General features: G+C 42.8%; 17 protein-coding genes. 15 read left to right on the top strand and 2 right to left on the bottom strand.

Annotated elements, in window-relative coordinates; genetic code table 11:
• Positions 1 to 144 precede the first annotated feature (144 nt).
• The gene (gene tsf, locus RB604_RS01040; RefSeq protein ID WP_055295280.1) at positions 145 to 969 is read left to right on the top strand and encodes a translation elongation factor Ts; all 825 of its coding nucleotides are present in this window, start codon (positions 145 to 147) and stop codon (positions 967 to 969) included.
• A 115-nt stretch (positions 970 to 1,084) separates the two neighbouring features.
• Here the strand turns inward: tsf and RB604_RS01035 are convergent, their stop codons facing one another.
• Positions 1,085 to 1,435 carry a translation initiation factor gene (locus RB604_RS01035; RefSeq protein ID WP_021936175.1) on the bottom strand — a complete coding sequence of 117 codons (351 nt, stop codon included), beginning with the start codon at positions 1,433 to 1,435 and terminating at the stop codon, positions 1,085 to 1,087.
• 238 nt (positions 1,436 to 1,673) lie between these two features.
• On the opposite strand from RB604_RS01035, the gene RB604_RS01030 reads away from it, so the two are divergent.
• From RB604_RS01030 to ispF, 6 genes are all read left to right on the top strand, one after another.
• The gene (locus tag RB604_RS01030; RefSeq protein WP_055295278.1) at positions 1,674 to 4,307 is read left to right on the top strand and encodes a DUF5686 and carboxypeptidase regulatory-like domain-containing protein; all 2,634 of its coding nucleotides are present in this window, start codon (positions 1,674 to 1,676) and stop codon (positions 4,305 to 4,307) included.
• Between the two features lie 101 nt (positions 4,308 to 4,408).
• Entirely contained in the window at positions 4,409 to 5,071 is a 663-nt protein-coding gene (locus tag RB604_RS01025) for a redox-sensing transcriptional repressor Rex (protein WP_025819308.1), read from the top strand.
• Positions 5,071 to 5,685 carry a fumarylacetoacetate hydrolase family protein gene (locus RB604_RS01020; protein WP_005934072.1) on the top strand — a complete coding sequence of 205 codons (615 nt, stop codon included), beginning with the start codon at positions 5,071 to 5,073 and terminating at the stop codon, positions 5,683 to 5,685. Before RB604_RS01025 ends, RB604_RS01020 begins: the two co-directional genes overlap by 1 nt.
• An 81-nt stretch (positions 5,686 to 5,766) precedes the next feature.
• Positions 5,767 to 9,507, top strand: coding sequence for a type IX secretion system sortase PorU (porU, locus tag RB604_RS01015; protein ID WP_055295276.1), 3,741 nt, complete (start codon positions 5,767 to 5,769; stop codon positions 9,505 to 9,507).
• Between the two features lie 45 nt (positions 9,508 to 9,552).
• Positions 9,553 to 10,743, top strand: coding sequence for a type IX secretion system outer membrane channel protein PorV (porV, locus tag RB604_RS01010; protein WP_005934069.1), 1,191 nt, complete (start codon positions 9,553 to 9,555; stop codon positions 10,741 to 10,743).
• Between the two features lie 77 nt (positions 10,744 to 10,820).
• Positions 10,821 to 11,300 carry a 2-C-methyl-D-erythritol 2,4-cyclodiphosphate synthase gene (gene ispF, locus RB604_RS01005; protein WP_055295273.1) on the top strand — a complete coding sequence of 160 codons (480 nt, stop codon included), beginning with the start codon at positions 10,821 to 10,823 and terminating at the stop codon, positions 11,298 to 11,300.
• A gap of 112 nt (positions 11,301 to 11,412) precedes the next feature.
• Here ispF and RB604_RS01000 read toward each other — a convergent pair whose 3' ends face one another.
• Positions 11,413 to 12,291, bottom strand: a complete 879-nt coding sequence (locus tag RB604_RS01000) for an exodeoxyribonuclease X C-terminal domain-containing protein (RefSeq protein WP_055295271.1) — start codon at positions 12,289 to 12,291, stop codon at positions 11,413 to 11,415.
• A 586-nt stretch (positions 12,292 to 12,877) separates the two neighbouring features.
• On the opposite strand from RB604_RS01000, the gene RB604_RS00995 reads away from it, so the two are divergent.
• The 8 genes from RB604_RS00995 to RB604_RS00960 all read left to right on the top strand — a co-directional run bounded on the left by RB604_RS00995 (position 12,878) and on the right by RB604_RS00960 (position 20,345).
• Complete coding sequence (locus RB604_RS00995; RefSeq protein ID WP_055295269.1) at positions 12,878 to 13,594, top strand: hypothetical protein; 717 nt, start codon at positions 12,878 to 12,880, stop codon at positions 13,592 to 13,594.
• A 13-nt stretch (positions 13,595 to 13,607) separates the two neighbouring features.
• Positions 13,608 to 14,597 carry an agmatine deiminase family protein gene (locus RB604_RS00990; protein ID WP_005934057.1) on the top strand — a complete coding sequence of 330 codons (990 nt, stop codon included), beginning with the start codon at positions 13,608 to 13,610 and terminating at the stop codon, positions 14,595 to 14,597.
• 101 nt (positions 14,598 to 14,698) lie between these two features.
• Positions 14,699 to 15,784: a tRNA 2-thiouridine(34) synthase MnmA gene (gene mnmA / locus RB604_RS00985; protein WP_005934054.1), complete on the top strand. Its 1,086-nt coding sequence runs from the start codon at positions 14,699 to 14,701 to the stop codon at positions 15,782 to 15,784.
• 22 nt (positions 15,785 to 15,806) lie between these two features.
• Positions 15,807 to 17,159: a S8 family peptidase gene (locus RB604_RS00980; RefSeq protein ID WP_055295267.1), complete on the top strand. Its 1,353-nt coding sequence runs from the start codon at positions 15,807 to 15,809 to the stop codon at positions 17,157 to 17,159.
• Positions 17,156 to 18,412: an exodeoxyribonuclease VII large subunit gene (gene xseA, locus RB604_RS00975; RefSeq protein ID WP_005934050.1), complete on the top strand. Its 1,257-nt coding sequence runs from the start codon at positions 17,156 to 17,158 to the stop codon at positions 18,410 to 18,412. The genes RB604_RS00980 and xseA overlap by 4 nt, the downstream gene beginning before the upstream one ends.
• Positions 18,413 to 18,419: 7 nt before the next feature.
• A complete protein-coding gene (xseB, locus tag RB604_RS00970) occupies positions 18,420 to 18,629 on the top strand; it encodes an exodeoxyribonuclease VII small subunit (RefSeq protein WP_005934046.1) in 210 nt (69 codons plus the stop codon).
• Positions 18,630 to 18,678: 49 nt separating this feature from the next.
• The gene (locus RB604_RS00965; protein ID WP_005934043.1) at positions 18,679 to 19,698 is read left to right on the top strand and encodes a branched-chain amino acid aminotransferase; all 1,020 of its coding nucleotides are present in this window, start codon (positions 18,679 to 18,681) and stop codon (positions 19,696 to 19,698) included.
• 32 nt (positions 19,699 to 19,730) lie between these two features.
• Positions 19,731 to 20,345: a DUF975 family protein gene (locus tag RB604_RS00960; RefSeq protein WP_055295265.1), complete on the top strand. Its 615-nt coding sequence runs from the start codon at positions 19,731 to 19,733 to the stop codon at positions 20,343 to 20,345.
• The last annotated feature ends 122 nt before the right edge of the window (positions 20,346 to 20,467 follow it).

The raw sequence follows: 20,467 nt of genomic DNA, 5'->3' as shown, positions 1-20,467 counted from the left end.
TATACTGTAAGTAGTCAAGTAGTAAGTAGTTAAGTAGTAAGTAGCAATACTTCTACTTTTTGTAGCCAACATTTCTACTTGACTACTTAACTACTTAATACTTGACTACTTTTTTTATAAACGAACTTAAAATAGAAAAATATTATGGCTGTAACAATGGCTGATATAACCAAGCTGCGCAAAATGACCGGAGCTGGTATGATGGACTGTAAGAATGCGTTGACTGAAGCTGATGGCGATTTCGACGGTGCAATGAAGATTATTCGTGAAAAGGGACAGGCAGTTGCTGCAAAACGTTCGGATCGTGAAGCTTCTGAAGGTTGTGTACTTGTAAAGGTTGCCGATGGCTTTGGCGCTATAATCGCTTTGAAATGCGAGACTGACTTCGTTGCTCAGAACGCTGACTTTATTAAGCTGACTCAAGATATTCTGGATGCTGCAGTAGCAAATAAGTGTAAGACTCTGGAAGAAGTTAAGGCTCTTCCGATGGGTGACGCTACTATTGCTCAGGCTGTAACAGATAGAAGCGGTATCACAGGCGAAAAAATGGAATTGGATGGCTATATGACTTTGGAAGGTCCTGTTATCGCTACTTATAACCATCAGAACAAGAATTTCCTTTGTACAATGGTTGTTTTGAATAAGGTGGTAGATGCAAAAGTAGGTCATGAGATTGCTATGCAGGTTGCTGCTATGAATCCGATCGCTGTTGATGAAGCCGGTGTACCTGCTGATGTATTGGAAAAAGAAAAAGAAATTGCTGCTGACAAGGCTCGTCAGGAAGGTAAACCTGAGAACATGATTGAAAAGATCGCTATGGGTCGTATCAGTAAGTTCTACAAGGAAGTATGTTTGCTGAAACAGGAATATATCCAGGACGGTAAGATGACTGTTGCAGAATATCTGAAGTCAGTAGACAAAGATTTGACTGTAACTGCATTCAAACGTTTCACTTTAAGAGCTGAATAATTCGGTAATTAAAATATAATAAAGACGGCCGCTCGAATTTGTTTTCGTAGCGGCCGTTTTTTATGCTTTTAGCAACCTGTTCTCATCGTGTGGCGATTTCCCCACTTGGGAAGCACTATCCGATGGGTTTGGTTTGGGTGTAGCCTTCTTTTTTAAGGAGCTCCAGTATTTTTTGTTTAAAGTCGCCTTGTACAATGATTTCTCCGTCTTTGGCTGCACCGCCTACACCGCATTTGGTTTTGAGAAACTTGCCAAGATCTTTCAGGTCATTGTCGGTACCAACGAAGCCGGTAATGAGTGTTACTACCTTTCCACCCCGGTTTTTACGATCGAGCTGTACCCGTAAGTTTTGTTGGGCGGGGGCGGGGGTGACCTGCTCTTCATCATCGTCCGTCTCGTAATTGAAATTCGGGTTAGTGGAATAGACAACGTTCAACCGTTCCTTCCAATCGTTATTATTCTTCATGTTTCTTGTTTTTTAGTTCTTATTTTTGATTTCAATGAAAGAGGCCGGATTGTTTTCGGTGAAGAAAATATAAACGGATTCTTTATTAAATGGTCAAAAATAATATTTTGCAGTGAATCTTGCAATTATTTGCACTTTTTGTCGTCTAATACTTAATGATAAGATATGGAACGCCTTTATTAAGAGGTTGCCTGTATTTTTCCTTTAAGGCAATGATGATAATTTAAGATAGAATAGGATGAAGCGATATGTGTGGTTTGTAGTTTTGTGCTTTTGGACTTTGTCTTCCATTGCGCAAACTTTTAAAGGGCGGGTAACTGATGAGAAAGGAGAAGCGGTACCTTATGCCGCCCTTTATCTGAAAGAGCTGAAATGGGGATTTACTACCGATGATAATGGCTGTTTTCAGACAGAGTTGAAACCGGGGCATTATACTTGTGAGGTTTCTTCATTGGGATATACAGGGCAAAGTTTGTCCATACAATTATCGGCCCGGGGGGTGGAAAAGAATATCGTATTGGCTGAACGCATTTATTCGCTGAATGAAGTAAATGTGGTGAAAGGGGCGGAAGATCCTGCGTATGCAGTGATGCGGAGAGCCATAGCCAATGCACCTTATTACCGGACTCAAGTGAAAGGGTTTACTGCCGGAACCTATCTGAAAGGTACGGGAAAGGTGAAGAACATCCCTGCCGTATTGAAACTCTCCAAGGAAGTAAGGAAAGAATCTAAAAAATTATTAGGTAAATTGTTTCTGCTGGAGGAGCAGCGTGAGGTGATTTTTAAAGCCCCGGATGTATGGGAAAACAGGGTAAAGGCTTATAGTAATACTTTTCCCGATGAAATTCAAATACGATTAGGGCTGACCACGATTAATCTTTATGAGCCTACTGTTTTTGATAAAATTTCTCCGTTGAGTAAAGGGGCTTTTTCTTATTATCGTTTTAAATTGGAAGGTTGTTATGCCGAAGGAGAACACCTGATTAATAAAGTCAAGGTGATTCCTCGAAAAGATAATCCGAAATTGATAGCTGGCGATTTATACATCGTCGAAGGCCTTTGGTGTGTGTCTGCTGCCGATCTCTCTGTCCGCCAGAGCGGAATGAGAGCCACAATAAAAGTGACCTGCAAAGAAGTGCAACCTTCCGTTTTTCTTGCCACTTCCACCAGTATGGAGTGTTCGATCGATATGATGGGGCTCAAGGCGGAAGCTTCTTATCTGGCAGCGGTTCATTATGCTCGTGTGGAGGTAAATGATAAACTGGAGATAAAGAAGAAGAAAGAAGAAATGATAGCTAAAGTTGTCGCTGGTGCTACAGTACCGGTTTCCAGGCAGGTGAGAAGACAGCAGAAGTTGCAAAAACAGATAGAGAGCTTGGCGGGTAAAGAGGACTTGACGATGCGTGAAGCTTATAAGTTATCGAAGTTAATGGAAAAGTCGATTGAGAACGCAGATACATTAAAACCAGAACATAAATATGAGCGGAGGGCAGAGAGGAACCGTTGGAATGTGAAGACTGATTCGCTTGCGGATAAGAAAGATTCTCTTTACTGGGTGGCTGTACGTAGTGTGCCTTTGAAGCCGGAAGAGGTACAGAGCTATATCCATAAAGAAAAACTGACCGTTTCTAAAGATTCTCTTCAGAAAGACAGTGCAAAAACGAGGTCGGCCGGTGGGAAAATCATGCAGGCATTTTGGGTGGGGGATACATACCGGACAAAGAATAAGAAAGCCTGGATCAGTTGTTACGGGTTGCCTTCGTATATCCCGGAATATAATTTTGTTGATGGATTCTGGTTGGGAGCAAAGTTGGAAGCAGGGATTAAATTGTCTCGGACGGTGACTTTGCGCTTGGTTCCTTCCTTATATTATACAACAGCCCGTAAGGCACCGGTGGGACAGGGAAAGCTGATACTGGATTATGCTCCGCGCCGTAGGGGACAACTCACGTTTTCGGGAGGTGTCCTGTCTGCTGACTATAATGAAGAAAGCGGGGAAAGCCGGTTGATAAATGCGATCGCTTCTTCTCTCTTTGGACGTAATGAGGTGAAATTGTATGATAAACATTTTCTGTCTGCCGGGCATGAGATAGAACTTGCTAACGGATTGCTTTTTTCCGCTTCGTTTGCATGGGAGCAACGTAAAATGCTGGAGAATTATATATCGAAGAGTTGGTTCAAACGGAAAGCGGAACCTAACATTCCTGCCAATCGCTTTTTTGTGCCAATGCCGGAAAATGAGTTGCTGAAAGTTTCTTTTATGTTGGAATACACGCCGGCACATTACTATAGGATGGTACATGGAAAGAAAATCTATGAAGAGTCCCGTTTTCCTACTTTCACATTCCGTTACGATCGTGCTTTTTCAATGGGAGGGGTAAAGCTGTCTCCTTCTTATCATTTAACTGAATTTTCTGCGAAGCAGCGTATCGGGTTCGGTATGTTCAATCGTTTCAACTGGTATGTGAATGCGGGAGCTTTTTGGAAGGCTGTCGGAATGCAATTTCCCGATTTTAAGCATTTTGCAACAACAGCTCTTCCGTTTACGGAAAGAACATTCGATACGGGGTTTGCCTTATTGAATAATTATGCTTATTCTACCGATACCCGTTGGGCACAGACGAATATATCCTGGTATACTCCTTACTTATTGTTGAAACAATTGCCTTTTCTGAAGAAGAAAAACTTTGATGAGGCTTTACATCTTCGCTCTGTGGCGGTATATGACAGGAAAGTTTATACGGAAGTGGGCTATTCGGCCGGGCTTTACGAGATGGCACGTATCGGGGTATTCGCCGGCTTTGATGATTTGAAGTTCCGTTCCGTCGGAGTTTCCGTAAGTATTCCATTGTCAATGTTGAGAGAATACTGACCTTCTATGTAGAAATTATGTTAAGCTTCTGTGACATCCATGTTGTATTTCAGAAAAAATAATGTAAATTTGCCAATCTCTAATCTAAAAGCATGAAAGAAGTGACAATGGATCGTCAGATACAGCATAAAGATAATATGAGGGTGCCGGAACCTACTTTACGTAGATTGCCGTGGTACTTGTCTAATGTCAAGCTGCTGAAACAGAGAGGAGAACGTTATGTGTCTTCCACGCAGATATCCAAGGAAATCAATGTAGACGCTTCGCAAATCGCAAAAGACTTATCTTATGTAAACATCTCCGGGCGTACGCGTGTGGGGTATGAAGTAGATACTTTAATAGCCGTATTGGAACACTTTCTTGGCTTTACAGATATACATAAGGCTTTTCTTTTCGGGGTCGGTAGTCTGGGCGGTGCTCTGTTGCAGGATTCCGGTCTTAAGCATTTCGGTCTCGAGATTGTAGCGGCTTTTGATGTGAATCCCGCTTTGGTAGGAACCAGCCTGAATGGCATTCCTGTTTTTCATTCTGATGAATTTGTAAAGAAAATGCAGGAGTACGATGTGCATATAGGGGTGCTGACTGTTCCCATTGAAATTGCACAGTGCATTACTGATACAATGGTTGCCGGTGGCATTAAGGCTATTTGGAATTTTACTCCTTTCCGTATCCGGGTACCGGAGAATATTGTAGTGCAAAATACTTCGCTTTACGCTCATCTGGCGGTCATGTTTAACCGATTGAATTTTAACGAATTTAAATAATGAAGATTATAGCTGTAGGAATGAACTATGCCCAGCACAATAAAGAGTTGGGGCATACGTTAATAAACAAAGAGCCGGTTATCTTCATGAAGCCCGATTCGGCAATATTGAAAGACGGTAAACCTTTCTTTATTCCCGACTTTTCAGATGAGGTGCATTATGAAACTGAATTGGTAGTACGCATTAACCGCTTAGGGAAGAACATTGCTCCCCGTTTTGCGCATCGTTATTATGATGCGGTGACAGTCGGAATTGATTTTACTGCCCGTGATTTACAGCGCCGTTTCCGAGAAACTGGCGGACCATGGGAACTCTGTAAAGGATTCGATAGTTCGGCGGCAATCGGTACTTTTGTTCCGGTAGAACGTTTTGCTGATATTCAGCAATTGCATTTTAATCTGACGATTGATGGGCAGGAAGTCCAGAAAGGCTGTACGGCGGAGATGTTGTTTCATGTGGATGATATTATTGCGTATGTCAGCCGCTTTGTAACGCTGAAAATTGGTGACCTGTTGTTTACAGGCACTCCTGAAGGCGTAGGCCCCGTCAGTGTAGGACAACATTTGGAAGGATACCTTGAAGGAGATAAGCTGCTCGACTTTTATATCAGATAATGTGTCTGTTCGCCGATCGGTGATTGGCTGTGGCGTGATTCCGTATCGCAACCGGCATATTAGCGTATTAATCTATTGCTTATGCACAGGGTACTTTATATTCTTTTATTATTCGTTGTTTTTCCGGTTTCGGCACAGAACCGTTTTATAACGTTGAACTGGCAGGAATTACCTGCTGCCCAGACTCTCCCGGAGGTTGTGGAAAGCATACCTCTGCCCGATGATTTCCGTTTTTATACTTATCATGTGAAGATTGAATTCCCGGAATTTGTGGATCTCGATCCGGAAGCTGCTGCTGAACTGACTCGGAAGAAAGTGAATTTGCCGGATTATCCGCAAGCGGAAACTTCTGTCGGAGTGGCTGCATATGAGGGAATACTGAGTGTCCGATTTGTGCCTGTCGTGCATCGAGGAGGTGTCTATCAACGTATCAACTCTTTTAAATTATCGGTTATTTCTACGCCGGTTCCGGTGGCTGCCCGTGCAAATTATACTGTAGCAAAAACAACGGAAAAGTCTGTGCTTTCTTCCGGGAGGTTCGTGAAGATACGTGTCTCCGATTCGGGAGTATATCGTATTACAAGTGCAGAGCTTAGAGGAATGGGTTTTTCCAATCCTGATAAAGTGCGGCTTTATGGATATGGAGGTTACCTGTTATCGAATCGTTTCTCCGAGCATCCGGCGGATGATCTTCCGGAAGTGCCTTTATACCGTGGTGGAGACGGGGTGCTTTTTTATGCCCGTGGGACTCTGCACTGGCAGAAGAACGGTAATACGTTCGGGCGCATAAAGAATTTCTATTCGGATTATGCCTATTATTTCTTGACGGAAAGTGACGAAGCTCCTGCTGAGTTTCCGGTAGAGGACGGTACAGACGGTAGCGATGCAAATCGAATCGAGACTTTTGATGCTTTTGCCTTGCATGAAAATGATGCTTATTCTTGGTCGGGTTCCGGGCGGGAGCTGTATGACTCTTATGATTATTCGTTGGGAAATTCGCAGAGCTATTCTTTTAAACTTCCCGGTATAACGGATGGGGATGGACGTATCAAGGTGGCATTTACAGCAAAATCAACGGATGTGAATACTACGTTGAATGTTGCTATCAATGGGAAGAATATTGGAACGCAAACCATTGAAGGGATTGGTTCGAAGGATCCTAATGCGTATTATAAAAAAGCAGCCGAAGGAATTTTTGATCATGAATGGACAGGAAGTAAAACGGAATCTACAACGGTGACGCTAACTCACAATCGTTCTGCCGGTATTCCGGGAAGATTGAATTATATTGTGTTAAATTATAAGCGCCGACTACAGATGAATGGAGCATATCTTGTGTTCCGTTCGGAAGATTCTAAAAATAGAGAGAGTACATTTGTTATTTCCGGTGCTAATTCTTCTACAGTTGTGTGGGATGTTACTTCACCTGTCGGGTATAAGCAGATGAAAGGAACTTTGAATGGAGATACTTATACATTTACTATTCCGGCAAGTAGTACTTTGCGCGAATTTGTGGCAGTAAATACATCGGGTTCTTTTAGTGGGGTAGAAAGTATGGGAGAGATACCGAATCAGAATCTACATGCTCTTAATGAAATAGATATGGTGATCATTGTGCCCGATAGAACTGCTTTTGTACAGCAGGCAGAGCGTCTGGCGCAAGCACATCGTGAAAAAAGCGGACTAACGGTCGAGGTAGTAAAATCTTCACAGGTATACAACGAGTTTTCATCCGGCACACCGGATGCTACGGCTTACCGGCGATTGATGAAGATGCTTTATGACAGAGGGACTGCGGCAGATGAACACCGTATAAGGTATTTGTTGTTATTCGGTGATTGTAGTTATGATAACCGGATGATAACTTCCAATTGGAGAAGTTACAAGCCTTCTGATTTTTTGTTGTGTTACCAATTTGAGAATTCTGTAGATGAAACGCAATCATTTATGACTGATGATTATTTCGGATTTCTTGATGATAGTGATGGTACTTCTTTAGCTACTAATTTATTGGATATTGGTATAGGCCGTTTTCCTGTGCGTACTGTGGATGAAGCTATCATTGCTGTTGATAAGACAATTGATTATATAAATAATAAAAATACAGGTACTTGGAAACGTACAGCATGTTTTGTGGCTGATGATGCTGCCGGAGATGATAATAATGGATTTATGACGCAAGCCTGTGATTTAGCTGATTTGGTGCATGCAACTAATCCGATTATGCGTGCGGAACGTATTTTAGCTGATGCTTATAAACGTGAATCATCGGCTACGGGACATAGCTACCCTCAAGCTACGAAGCGTTTGTTGCAATTGTTCGAACAGGGGATGTTGCTTGTTAATTATACGGGACATAGTGGTACTACTTCTTGGTCAGCGGAAAATCTTTTGACTTCTGCTGATATTGTTAAGCTTTCTTCTCCCCGTCTGCCGATATGGTTTACTGCTTCGTGTGAGTTTACGCGTTTTGATGCTGCTGAAACTACTGCCGGAGAATTAGCTTTCTTAAATAAAAAAGGTGGGGCTATTGCGTTATTTTCTACTTCACGTGTCGTCTTTGATGGTCCGAATGATAGTTTGAACGAGGAATTTATAAAACATTTCTTTTCTTATAAAGAAAATAAGCGTTTACGATTAGGTGATATTACTCGTTTGTCTAAAACTACGAATAGTTATGTTAGCAGTGGTAGTAATAAGTTGAACTTTTGTTTGATAGGTGATCCTGCCTTGATACCTTCCTATCCCGATTATAAGGTCGAAGTCGATGAACTTGACGGCCCTTTGTCCGATGAATGGCCCTATGTGAAAGCCGGTGCCAAAGTAACAGTCAAGGGGCATATCCTTACCCCCGAGGGTGAACCGGCCGATGACTTCACCGGTACTGTTCATCCGTTGGTTTATGACAGCAAAGAAACGGTTTCAACTCTTGATGGTGTTGGTAAAGGGGCGGTTACTTACACCGATCATATGAAAGTTCTTTTTTCGGGAATGGATTCCGTACGTAACGGTCGTTTTGAATTGACCTTCCCGGTACCATTGGATATTAATTATTCCAATGAGCAAGGATTGCTGAATTTTTATGCGTGTGATACGAACAAGCGTGAGGCCGGCGGAGTTTTCAGTAACTTCCTCGTTGGTGGAACGGCGGATGATCTGCCTTCCGGAGGCGAAGGGCCTAAGATGATGGTTTATCTGAATACTCCTGATTTCCCATGGGGGGGGCAGGTGAACGAGACTCCTTATTTCGTTGCAGAGTTGGAAGATGAAGATGGTATCAATACGGTGGGTAATGGTATCGGACATGATCTTTCTCTTTGTATCGATGGAAAAATAACCTATTCTCTGAATGACTATTATACTCCGGTAGCCGGCAGTTATACCAAAGGTACGGTTGCGTATTCTATTCCTGCTTTGTCTGAGGGTAAGCATACTTTGACTTTCCGTGCCTGGGATATTATGAATAACTCCTCCGTACAGACACTTGACTTTGAAGTCGTGAACGGATTGCGTCCCGGATTGCTTTCTATAATGTGCAGTAAGAGTCCGGCTCGTGAGAGTACGACGTTTATTCTTTCTCATGATCGTCCGGGCTCGGAGCTTGACGTACGTATTGCCGTCTGTGACTTTGCCGGTAGTGAGCTTTGGGTACATACCGAACAGGGAATTTCTGCCGGTAGCTATTATTATGTCGATTGGGATCTGTGCAGTAATGGCGGTCAGCGATTGTCACCGGGTATTTATCTGTACCGTGCTTCCATCACTTCCGGTGGTAGTAAGGAGAGTACCAAAACCGAGAAAATAGTCATTCTGGCACAATAAATCAGTGAAAATCCGGTTTATATCTACACATCCATAAGATTGATTATGAAGAAAATATTTATAACATTTTTACTGTTCTTTGCTTTCTCTGTCAGTACATGGGCGCAGAAAGATGAGTTCAATCCAATTAACACAGGTGTCAATTCTCTCGGTATCGCTCCCGATTCTCGCGGTGGTGGTATGGGGGATGTCGGCGCCGCTACTGATCCGGATAATAACTCACAGTTTTGGAACCCTGCCAAGTATCCGTTTACTATCGGTCGTGCAGGGGTATCGATCTCTTATACTCCTTGGTTACGCAAATTGGTAAGTGATATCGACTTGGCCTATCTGGCCGGATATTATCGTATCGGTGATTATCAGGCTATCAGTGGTTCGCTCCGTTATTTTTCTTTGGGTGAAGTACCGGTAGGACAAGGCTCTGACGGTACCGGCGGTTACAATATCAGCCCTTATGAAATGGCAGTAGACGTGGCTTATTCGCGCATGTTGTCCGAGCGCTTTTCTGCGGCTGTTGCCCTTCGTTATATCTATTCCGATTTGGCTTATAAGCAGGACGAAGAAGTGTCTCCGGGTTCTGCGTTTGCGGCTGATATTGCGTTTTATTATACGAATTATATCATGCTTGCCCAGCGCGAGTGCATGCTTTCATTCGGATTGAATCTTTCCAATATCGGTACGAAGATCTCTTATGACAGTGGAGCCCACAGTCAATTCTTACCTACTAATTTCCGTTTAGGCGGTTCATTGCTTGCTCCGATTGATGACTATAATACGATTGCATTCAGTCTGGACTTGAATAAACTGATGGTGCCTACACGCCCTACCAAAGAACAATATCAAGCGGCAACCGGTGCGGAAGACACATCAGGATATAATGATTGGTTGGATGCAGAAGGATACAATGATATTTCTCCGATCAAGGGAATTTTCAAGTCTTTCAGTGATGCCCCCGGTGGTTTTAAAGAAGAACTTCAGGAAATCCAATGGTCGTTGGGTGTGGAGTATACTTATCACAATCAGTTCTCTGTTCGCGGTGGTTATCATTATGAACATGAAAACAAAGGTAACCGTAAGTACTTCTCTTTCGGTGCCGGCTTCAAGATGAGTGTGTTCTCGTTGGATGCTGCTTATCTGATATCTACGGCACAGAGTAACCCGCTCGACCAGACATTGCGCTTCACATTGGGATTTGATCTTGACGGTATCAGAGATTTGTTTGGACGCCGGCGTTAATAAATAAGGCCGGATATAAATATAGGAGGCAGATCGGTTTGGTCTGCCTTATTGTTTCAGATAATTAATGAATAAAAATGAAGATACGTGTAGGTTTCGGTTTTGATGTCCATCAGTTGGTGGAAGGTCGTGAGCTGTGGTTAGGAGGGATCCGTTTGGAACACGAAAAAGGTTTGCTGGGACATTCGGATGCGGATGTACTGATTCATGCTATTTGTGATGCTCTGTTGGGAGCTGCCAATATGCGTGACATTGGTTTCCATTTTCCTGATACTGCCGGTGAGTTTAAGGATGTTGACAGTAAGATATTATTAAAAAGAACGGTTGGTCTGATTGCTACAAAGGGATACCGTGTCGGTAATATCGATGCTACCATTTGTGCTGAGCGTCCTAAGTTGAAGGCTCATATCCCCGCTATTCAGGAGAAACTGGCTGAGGTGATGGAAACAGATACCGATGATGTTTCCATTAAAGCTACTACTACAGAAAAACTCGGCTTTACCGGCCGTGAGGAGGGGATTTCCGCTTATGCTACCGTATTGATTGAGAAAGTATAATATTTCTTTTCATTTATAGGACGGCCACTAACCGCCCCATTCGCTAAAGGAATATTGCCCAAATAAATGGGATTAAGAGACTGCCTTGAAGTAAGTATATTCAGTAAATGCTCTAAAAACGGTTAGCATAACTGTTGATTTCCTGAAGCTTTACATGGCTTAAGCGGGTATATTTCATGCCGTGTAATTCATAAATCCGTGCCACCCGTGCCGAAGCAATATGTATCAGTTCATTCACTTTGTATTCGCGTTCGGTAGCTGGCACTTGACACGATTCTTGGCTTGGGCTTTTGCTTGTAAACCGGATGACTACCCGGTTTGCTGACGGATCTGCCAATGTTACGATTTGCCGGACATAGAACAATACGGTGGTTCCGTTCACCCGGGTTTTGTACGGATCGTCTTCTATTCTTACTTTGAGAACTTTCAAAGTGAGATCTGTTACTTTCTCTCCTATATTTCCTAAAAATCGTCCTGCTTCCTGTTTCTGTCTGGCTTTTCGTTGCATCAGATCCAGATGTACCGAATGATAAACTTTGGCAATTTCGACAAAACGTTCCTGCTTGGGGATTTTTGGGGTGTACTTATAAGCGATCCAACTTAGATAGGCGGGATCTACTTTCAAAATTTCGTGCAGATAGTGGCCGCGATATTTCCCGAACGGGATGAGATCGTCTCCGTTGCTCTGCATCCTTTTGAGGTTATAATCCACAATAAGCAGGCAACGCTTTGAGAAATAGAACATGGTACTGGCCATTCGTAATGCCTCATAAATATCCGGAGACAGATCGTGTATGAATAATATGGATTGTTTTTCCGGTTCCGGCGAATAAACCCATAAGGAGTAATTACTATGTCCGGACCGTGGTAGCACGATAAGATAAGCACCTGCTTTTTTGAAGGATATTCTACCCCGGTTGTACTCATTTAGTTTGGCGTACAAGAGGGTTTCTTCGGTTTCGGATATTCCCGGTAGTCTTGGATTGGCCATATATGAGATTTATTATTTTCAAATATAAGGTTTTCTTTCGAATAATCCAACTTTGTAATCGTGAAAAAATAAGTTGTGACAGTGTCAATCAAAATCCATATACCTCCATCAATTAGTAACTCCTGTCTGCTTGAAGACGTAGCATCTTTTTCAAAAACACATAGCACCTTTCAAAAAAAGATGTAACAGGTTTCAACAGGAAGATGTGCAGGTTTCAAAAAAAGATGTAGCATCTTTTTTCCGGTGAATGTTTTTTATTCTTCAGAATGTCTTTTCTGTATATTTTTTGCCCCTTTCACCGGCTTCACCTTTTTTCATCAAGCTCCCTATTCATCGGTGATATAGGGTGAAGGCACATCCCGCTTTTCGGTCTTTTTGCAAATATCTCCCAAGTACCGGGTATACGGGTCGTAAGCATTAGGCATACGGGCGGTGAGCACCGGGTATACCCTGTCTTGGAGTGTCGCATACCACTTGAATAGTTGGAAGTGAATAAAAATGCTATGGAGTATTGAATTTCAAAAATAGGTTGTATTTTTGTACGTAAATTGTTATTAATTAATATATTAAATAATATGATTATAATATGGAATTAAAAGAAAAACTTATAAATTTTAGCATTGACGATGTTTTTAGACAGGAGGTAATTGAGAATGAAAATATCGCAGGGAATTTAGCTCCAAAAGAATTCTGGAAAATAGCTCAGGCCATACTTAGTGGTTACTTTTTGGTAATGAAAGGGGAAGATATGGTAAAGATACATCCGACTTGTGTGGAGATTTACTGTCACGAGGAACGAGAAAATGGGGTAAAAGATTATATAGTTTATCATCGTAACAGTCTTAAGGAGGATAAGCCTATTTTTCCATTAGGTGTATTACACAATCATGTTTCAGGCATAGATATCACTTTTGAGAAAGGCGAAAATGAAAAGAATGCTGTAAGACTGTCGGCTCTTGTAAGAGAATTCAGAGTGGATGGTAGTGGTAAAAAAAAGGAGAGATATAAAAATAAAGAATGGATGGATAAAAATAAAATAATAACTTATCCTACACATCTTTATGAAGCGATATATTCGCAGTTTTCAATATTTGACGGAGGATTTAATGTATCATGGGAAGACGGCGATGAGATAGAATTAGAGAAGATAGAAATAAATGTCCGGAAAAACGTGGCACGATTTATAGAAGTGAATGGCAAGTATATAAAGGACGTGTGTGATGATAAGAATGCTGAAGATAAAACACCGTCTGGTCATTATCAAGATACAAGAAAATGGTTATTTAAAATCAAAACGAATTAAGACAAAGTAGAAGATGATAGCGGATTATGAAACTAATGTAGTATATTTTTCTTCATGGCTGGAAAAAGAATATCCGAAAATATATATTGATTTGGTTACTGTTCTTAAGAAAAATAATGTAGCATACGATATAATACCATGTACTAATGATATATGGTGTAGAGATTATATGCCTGTTCAGATAGACGAGGATCGTTTTCTTTGTTATCGCTACTATCCGGATTATCTTCTTAAAAGGAAATCAGACAAGAGGTTCATAACAGATTCTCAGGAAGTTTGTATGCGTTTGGGCTTGAAAACTACAAATACGAATATAATCATGGATGGAGGAAATATTGTAAAGGTAGGTGATAAAGTAATCATGACGGAAAAGGTTTTTCAAGAAAATCCAGATATGTCACCATCTTCTCTTGGGAGTAAAATTGAAAAATTATTTGAATGCGAGGTTGTTTTTCTTCCATGGGACCGGTCGGAAATATATGGGCATTCCGATGGAATAGTAAAACCAATATCCGGTGACTCTGTGCTTATTACTAATTACGATGACTACGATACTGAATATTATGAAGAATGTAGTAGAAGGCTTTCAAAGGTGTTTAAGGTTGAGTCTTTGCATTATGAAGTAAAAGATGGAGATTCTCGTAACTGGGCATATATAAACTTCCTCACAGTAGGTAAACTTATGATCCTTCCTAAATTGAATATAAAAGAAGATGAACAGGCATTATCACAGATAAAACAGCTTTATCCCGATTGTTATATAGAGCAGGTGGATATAGAAGCTCTTGTAGCTGATGGAGGTGGGTTAAATTGTATTACTTGGTGCAGGAAAGTAGATCAGAACCATATCCGTTTTCTAAATTTGCTTAATAGATCAGAACTTGAAGAAGAGATTGTTTTTACGGATGAAGATATTAGATACATGTGTAAATATGACATTGTTCGTTTTGCAGAGAGAAATCCAGGTGTTGTTGAATACTATATGAAGTGTTTAAGTGATTAATAAGAGTATATGTGAATGCCATTTTTACTCTTTTTTCTACTCCGTATGGCTATCTGATGGGAATATTGTACATTTGCACGAATGCAATAATCAGATGTGGAATGAAAGAATCGAATAAGCGGGTATTAGTGGGCATGAGTGGCGGCATAGACAGCACTGCCACCTGCTTGATGTTGCAAGAGCAGGGATACGAGATAGTGGGAGTAACCATGCGGGTTTGGGGAGATGAACCGCAGGATGCCAGAGAGTTGGCGGCCCGGATGGGAATCGAACACTATGTAGCTGATGAACGTATACCTTTCAAAGATACAATCGTAAGAAACTTCATTGATGAATATCGCCAGGGACGGACTCCCAATCCATGTGTCATGTGTAATCCGTTGTTCAAATTCCGTGTGTTGACGGAGTGGGCAGACCGGCTGAATTGCGGTTGGATTGCTACCGGGCATTATTCCCGTTTGGAAGAACGGAATGGGAATGTATACATTGTGGCAGGGGATGATGAAAAGAAAGACCAGTCTTATTTTCTTTGGAGACTGGGACAAGAGGTGTTGAGGCGCTGCATTTTCCCATTGGGAAATTATACAAAGCTGAAAGTGCGTGATTACCTTCATGATAAGGGATACGAAGCAAAGGCGAAAGAGGGAGAAAGTATGGAAGTCTGTTTTATCAAAGGAGATTATCGGGACTTCCTGCGTGAACAATGTCCGGAATTGGATACGGAAATCGGCCCGGGGTGGTTTGTGAATGCCGAAGGGGTGAAATTGGGGCAACACAAAGGTTTCCCGTATTATACCATCGGGCAACGCAAGGGACTTGAGATTGCTCTGGGCAAACCGGCGTATGTGCTGAAGATAAATCCGCAAAAAAATACAGTAATGTTAGGGGATGTAGAACAACTGCGCACGGAATATATGATTGTCGAGCAGGATCATTTGATTGATGAACAGGAGGTTTTGGCCTGTGAAAACTTGGCGGTACGTATCCGTTATCGCAGCCGTCCTATTCCTTGCCGGGTGAGAAGATTGACGGACGGACGGCTTTTTGTGAAGTTCCGGACAGAGGCTTCGGCCATTACTCCGGGACAGTCGGCTGTGTTTTATGACGATCGCCGGGTGATTGGCGGAGCGTTTATCGCTTCACAACGGGGAATCGGACTGGTTATGGAAGAGAATAAGGATTTTTAATAAAAAGCTGATATATAACAATATGAAGAAATTAATATTTGCCGCTTTACTGCTTTCTGCTATCGGGGCATCGGCGCAACAGGACACGTTGAAATATCGTATTAACCTGACAGACAAGGCTGTTACAGATTATGCTTTGGATCGTCCTGAAGAGTTTCTTTCGAAAAAAGCAATTGAGCGTCGCCAGAAGCAAGGGCTGGCAATAGACTCTACAGACTTACCGGTGTGTCGGAAATATGTGGACGCTATTCGTAAAAAAGGAGTGAAGATTGTGACCACGGGCAAGTGGGACAATTTCGTTACTGTGTCGTGCAATGATACGACATTGATAGATAAAATAGCCCAACTGCCTTTTGTCCGTACTACGGAGAAGGTCTGGACTGCTCCTGATCCGGAGCAGCCGGCGATGGCTACCAAACGGGATTCATTGATCAATACGCCTTTATGGATGGAAGAAGTGTATGGCCCCGCACGGCGTCAGATAGAGATTAGTAACGGAAACAAGTTACATGATGCCGGATTTAAGGGGCAAGGCATGACGATTGCCGTCATCGATGCCGGTTTTCATAATGCGGACAGCATAGCGGCAATGAGAAATATCCGTGTGTTAGGAGTGAAAGATTTTGTGAACCCTGATGCCGACATTTATGCCGAAAGCAGTCATGGTATGAGTGTGCTTTCGTGCATCGGTATGAATCAGCCTCATGTGATGGTCGGTACGGCACCTGAAGCTTCATTCTGGCTGCTGCGCAGTGAAGATGAGTATTCGGAGCATTTGGTAGAACAGGATTATTGGGCGGCCGCACTCGAGTTTGCAGATAGCGTGGGAGTGGATGTAGTGAATACTTCATTAGGATATTATGCTTTTGATGATCCATCGAAAGATTACCGTTATTGTGATTTGGATGGAAAATTTGCCTTGATGTCCCGTCAGGCTGCGAAAGCGGCGGATAAAGGCATGGTTATAGTATGCAGTGCAGGGAATGCCGGTTCCGGTTCTTGGAAAAAGACTACTCCTCCGGGTGATGCGGAAAATGTGCTGACCGTAGGTGCCATTAACAAGCAAGGCGTGTTGGCTCCTTTTTCATCTATCGGAAATACGGCGGACGGTCGTGTGAAACCGGATGTGATGGCAGTCGGATTGGGTTCGGACGTAATGGGGACGGATGGAATAGTGAGAGGGGCCAACGGTACGTCATTTTCTTCACCGATCATGTGTGGCATGGTGGCTTGCTTGTGGCAAGCGTTGCCTGATCTGACGGCGAAAGAACTGATAGAACTGGTACGGCGTTCGGGTGATCGGGCCGATTCTCCCGATAATATTTACGGATATGGGATTCCTGATATGTGGAAGGCTTATCAATCGGCAAAATGAAACAGGAAGCACTGACCCTTTTGGATCTCAATGCATTGGTACGGCGGAGTCTGGAACAATGCTTGCCCGATGAATATTGGATACAGGCGGAGTTGAGTGATGTACGATCTAATGCTACCGGACATTGTTATCTGGAATTCGTGCAGAAAGATCCGCGCAGCAATAATCTGATAGCTAAAGCCCGGGGAACTATCTGGAATAATGTATACCGCCTGTTGAAACCTTATTTTGAAGAGGCTACCGGGCAACTGTTTACTTCCGGCATAAAGGTGTTGGTGAAAGTGACCGTGCAATTTCATGAATTGTATGGATATAGCCTGACTGTACAGGATATTGACCCCACATATACATTGGGAGATATGGCTCTGCGCCGGCGGGAGATTTTACAGCAATTGGAAGCGGAAGGGGTACTGACACTGAACAAAGAACTCGAGATGCCTGTATTGCCACAGCGTATAGCCGTCATATCTTCGGCTACTGCTGCCGGCTATGGAGACTTTTGCCATCAGTTGCAACACAATTCCCGGGGATTCTTTTTTTATACGGAGTTATTTCCGGCCTTGATGCAAGGCGCCCAGATAGAAAGCTCTGTTTTGGATGCGCTCGATCGTGTCAACAGGCGGTTGAATGATTTCGATGTGGTTGTTATCATCCGGGGAGGGGGGGCCACGTCCGATTTATCCGGTTTCGATACCTATCTTTTGGCTGCAGCCTGTGCGCAATTTCCATTGCCTATCATTACCGGTATCGGTCACGAACGTGATGATACTGTGCTCGATTCTGTGGCGCATACCCGGGTGAAAACCCCGACAGCTGCTGCCGAATTATTAATAAATTGTATGGAGGAGGCTGCCGGCCGGTTGGAATATTTGTCCGCTCGTATTCAAGAAGGTGTTTCTTCTTTTCTTGAAAGGGAGTATCGGAGGATCTCTTCTTGTCAGGCACGCATTCCGTCTCTTGTTGTCAGGAGATTGTCGGATGCCCGCCTGCGTTTACTAACTGTACACAAAGATTTGATGCAAAGCTCGGTGACAATGCTTTCTCGCCACCGGCATAAGTTAGAATTGTTGCAGCAACGTATTGCCGATGCATCACCCGATAAGCTTCTGGCTCGCGGTTACAGCATCACTTTGAAAAACGGAGTTCCCGTAACCGACCTGTCCGGGATTGTTCCGGGGGATGAAATCGTTACCCGTCTGCACAAAGGAGAACTGACTTCAATCGTAAATCGTAAATCGTCCAATCGTAAATAACAAAAAGATGTCTGCAAAAAAAGAAACCTACTCTCAAGCAATGGAACGCTTGGAAAAGATTGTCCGTCAGATTGACAATAATGAACTGGAAATAGATGTGTTGGCAGAAAAGATAAAGGAGGCCAATGAAATTATAGCCTTTTGTACAGAGAAACTGACGAAAGCTGATCATGAAGTCGAAAAATTGTTGCAGGAAAGGCAACAATCTAAAGAATAAAAGTTATTTTTGTTGTCTGATAGGAGAATTTAACTAATTACTTAATAATATGAAAGAAATAGATTGGTCTAATTTGTCATTCGGATATATGAAGACAGATTACAACGTGAGAATTAATTTCCGCGATGGCGCATGGGGCGAACTGGAAATAAGCAGCAGCGAAATTCTTAATCTGCATATGGCAGCTACCTGTCTGCACTATGGTCAGGAAGCTTTTGAAGGGCTGAAAGCCTTTCGTGGCAAAGATGGTAAAGTCCGTATTTTCCGTCTTGAAGAAAACGCCGCGCGTTTGCAATCTACCTGCCGGGGAATTCTAATGCCGGAACTTCCTACCGAACGTTTCAAAGAGGCAGTTCTGAAAGCGGTAAAACTGAACGAGCGTTTTATTCCGCCTTATGAGACGGGGGCCTCTCTTTATATCCGTCCGTTACTGATCGGTACCGGAGCACAAGTCGGTGTACGTCCTGCCGACGAATATCTTTTTGTTATTTTCGTCACTCCGGTAGGTCCTTATTTCAAAGGAGGATTTGCCACTACTCCGTATGTCATTACCCGAAAATATGACCGGGCTGCTCCGTTGGGAACAGGAACTTTTAAGGTGGGGGGTAATTATGCTGCCAGTCTGCGTGCCAGCCAGGAGGCTCACAAAGCCGGTTATTCTGCTGAATTCTATTTGGATGCAAAAGAAAAGAAGTATATGGACGAGTGTGGTGCGGCCAATTTCTTCGGTATAAAGAACAATACCTATATCACTCCGTTGTCTACATCCATTCTGCCTTCCATTACCAATAAGAGCTTGATGCAGTTGGCGGAAGATATGGGGCTGAAAGTGGAACGCCGCCCGGTGCCCGAAGAGGAGCTGGCGACATTCGAAGAAGCGGGTGCTTGCGGTACGGCTGCCGTAATCAGTCCGATACAACGTATCGATGATCCGGAAAATGATCATTCTTATGTCATCTCGAAGGATGGCAAGCCGGGCCCGGTTTGTACGAAGTTGTATAATAAGCTGCGTGCTATCCAGTATGGTGATGAGCCGGATACACACAATTGGGTAACTGTAGTGGAATAACTTTTATTAATCATATATTAATCTTATATCTTATGTTGAAACAAAATTCAGAATTACGTGCAGAAGCGCGTGCTGCTCTTACTGATAAATGGGTGATGGCGGCGATTGCTACCTTAATTTACAGTGCAGTGGTTGGTGGATTGTCTGCCATTCCGGTAGTCGGAATATTGATCCTTCTGTTAACGTTGCCGATAGCTTATGGTTATGCCATTGTGATATTGGATGTATTCAGAGGCAGTGATGTGAATATCGGAGGACTGTTTGATGGATTCAGCGACTATGGACGTATCATCGGCACAAAATTGCTTCAAGCCGTTTATACAGTGTTGTGGACCTTGTTGCTGGTTATTCCGGGTATTATCAAGTATTATTCGTATGCAATGACCGATTTTATCTTGAAAGATCAACCCGAATTGGCTAATAATGGCGCTATTGAGAAAAGTATGGCCATGATGGAAGGCAACAAGATGAAGCTGTTCTTGCTCGATCTTAGCTTTATCGGCTGGGCCATCCTGTGTCTTTTCACATTGGGTATCGGATACTTCTTTTTGCAGCCTTACATGCAGGCAGCTCATGCTGCTTTCTATGAAGATTTGAAAGCACAGGCAGTAGAAGAAGTCATTGTAGAGGGTACGGTGGAAATCTAAGATAATACTTTTCGACCTGTTTTTGTGTTCTGAGAGAAACTAAAGCAGGTTCTTATATCCTTAATAATGGAGTATGGAGAAATCTGTACTCCATTTATTTTTGCCGTTTCCGCCGAAAGTAA

Origin of the sequence: Bacteroides salyersiae (genome assembly GCF_031172035.1) — a bacterium.
Lineage (GTDB): Bacteria > Bacteroidota > Bacteroidia > Bacteroidales > Bacteroidaceae > Bacteroides > Bacteroides salyersiae.
Note: the sequence above shows the minus strand (reverse complement) of the source record. Positions and strands in the feature narration are given on the sequence as shown.

Excerpts from the sequence above, each read along its gene's own strand:
- tsf (WP_055295280.1), top strand. The coding sequence starts at position 145 with ATGGCTGTAACAATGGCTGATATAACCAAGCTGCGCAAAATGACCGGA.
- RB604_RS01035 (WP_021936175.1), bottom strand. The coding sequence starts at position 1,435 with ATGAAGAATAATAACGATTGGAAGGAACGGTTGAACGTTGTCTATTCC.
- RB604_RS01030 (WP_055295278.1), top strand. The coding sequence starts at position 1,674 with ATGAAGCGATATGTGTGGTTTGTAGTTTTGTGCTTTTGGACTTTGTCT.
- RB604_RS01020 (WP_005934072.1), top strand. The coding sequence starts at position 5,071 with ATGAAGATTATAGCTGTAGGAATGAACTATGCCCAGCACAATAAAGAG.
- porU (WP_055295276.1), top strand. The coding sequence starts at position 5,767 with ATGCACAGGGTACTTTATATTCTTTTATTATTCGTTGTTTTTCCGGTT.
- porV (WP_005934069.1), top strand. The coding sequence starts at position 9,553 with ATGAAGAAAATATTTATAACATTTTTACTGTTCTTTGCTTTCTCTGTC.
- ispF (WP_055295273.1), top strand. The coding sequence starts at position 10,821 with ATGAAGATACGTGTAGGTTTCGGTTTTGATGTCCATCAGTTGGTGGAA.
- RB604_RS01000 (WP_055295271.1), bottom strand. The coding sequence starts at position 12,291 with ATGGCCAATCCAAGACTACCGGGAATATCCGAAACCGAAGAAACCCTC.
- RB604_RS00995 (WP_055295269.1), top strand. The coding sequence starts at position 12,878 with ATGGAATTAAAAGAAAAACTTATAAATTTTAGCATTGACGATGTTTTT.
- RB604_RS00990 (WP_005934057.1), top strand. The coding sequence starts at position 13,608 with ATGATAGCGGATTATGAAACTAATGTAGTATATTTTTCTTCATGGCTG.
- mnmA (WP_005934054.1), top strand. The coding sequence starts at position 14,699 with ATGAAAGAATCGAATAAGCGGGTATTAGTGGGCATGAGTGGCGGCATA.
- RB604_RS00980 (WP_055295267.1), top strand. The coding sequence starts at position 15,807 with ATGAAGAAATTAATATTTGCCGCTTTACTGCTTTCTGCTATCGGGGCA.
- xseA (WP_005934050.1), top strand. The coding sequence starts at position 17,156 with ATGAAACAGGAAGCACTGACCCTTTTGGATCTCAATGCATTGGTACGG.
- xseB (WP_005934046.1), top strand. The coding sequence starts at position 18,420 with ATGTCTGCAAAAAAAGAAACCTACTCTCAAGCAATGGAACGCTTGGAA.
- RB604_RS00965 (WP_005934043.1), top strand. The coding sequence starts at position 18,679 with ATGAAAGAAATAGATTGGTCTAATTTGTCATTCGGATATATGAAGACA.
- RB604_RS00960 (WP_055295265.1), top strand. The coding sequence starts at position 19,731 with ATGTTGAAACAAAATTCAGAATTACGTGCAGAAGCGCGTGCTGCTCTT.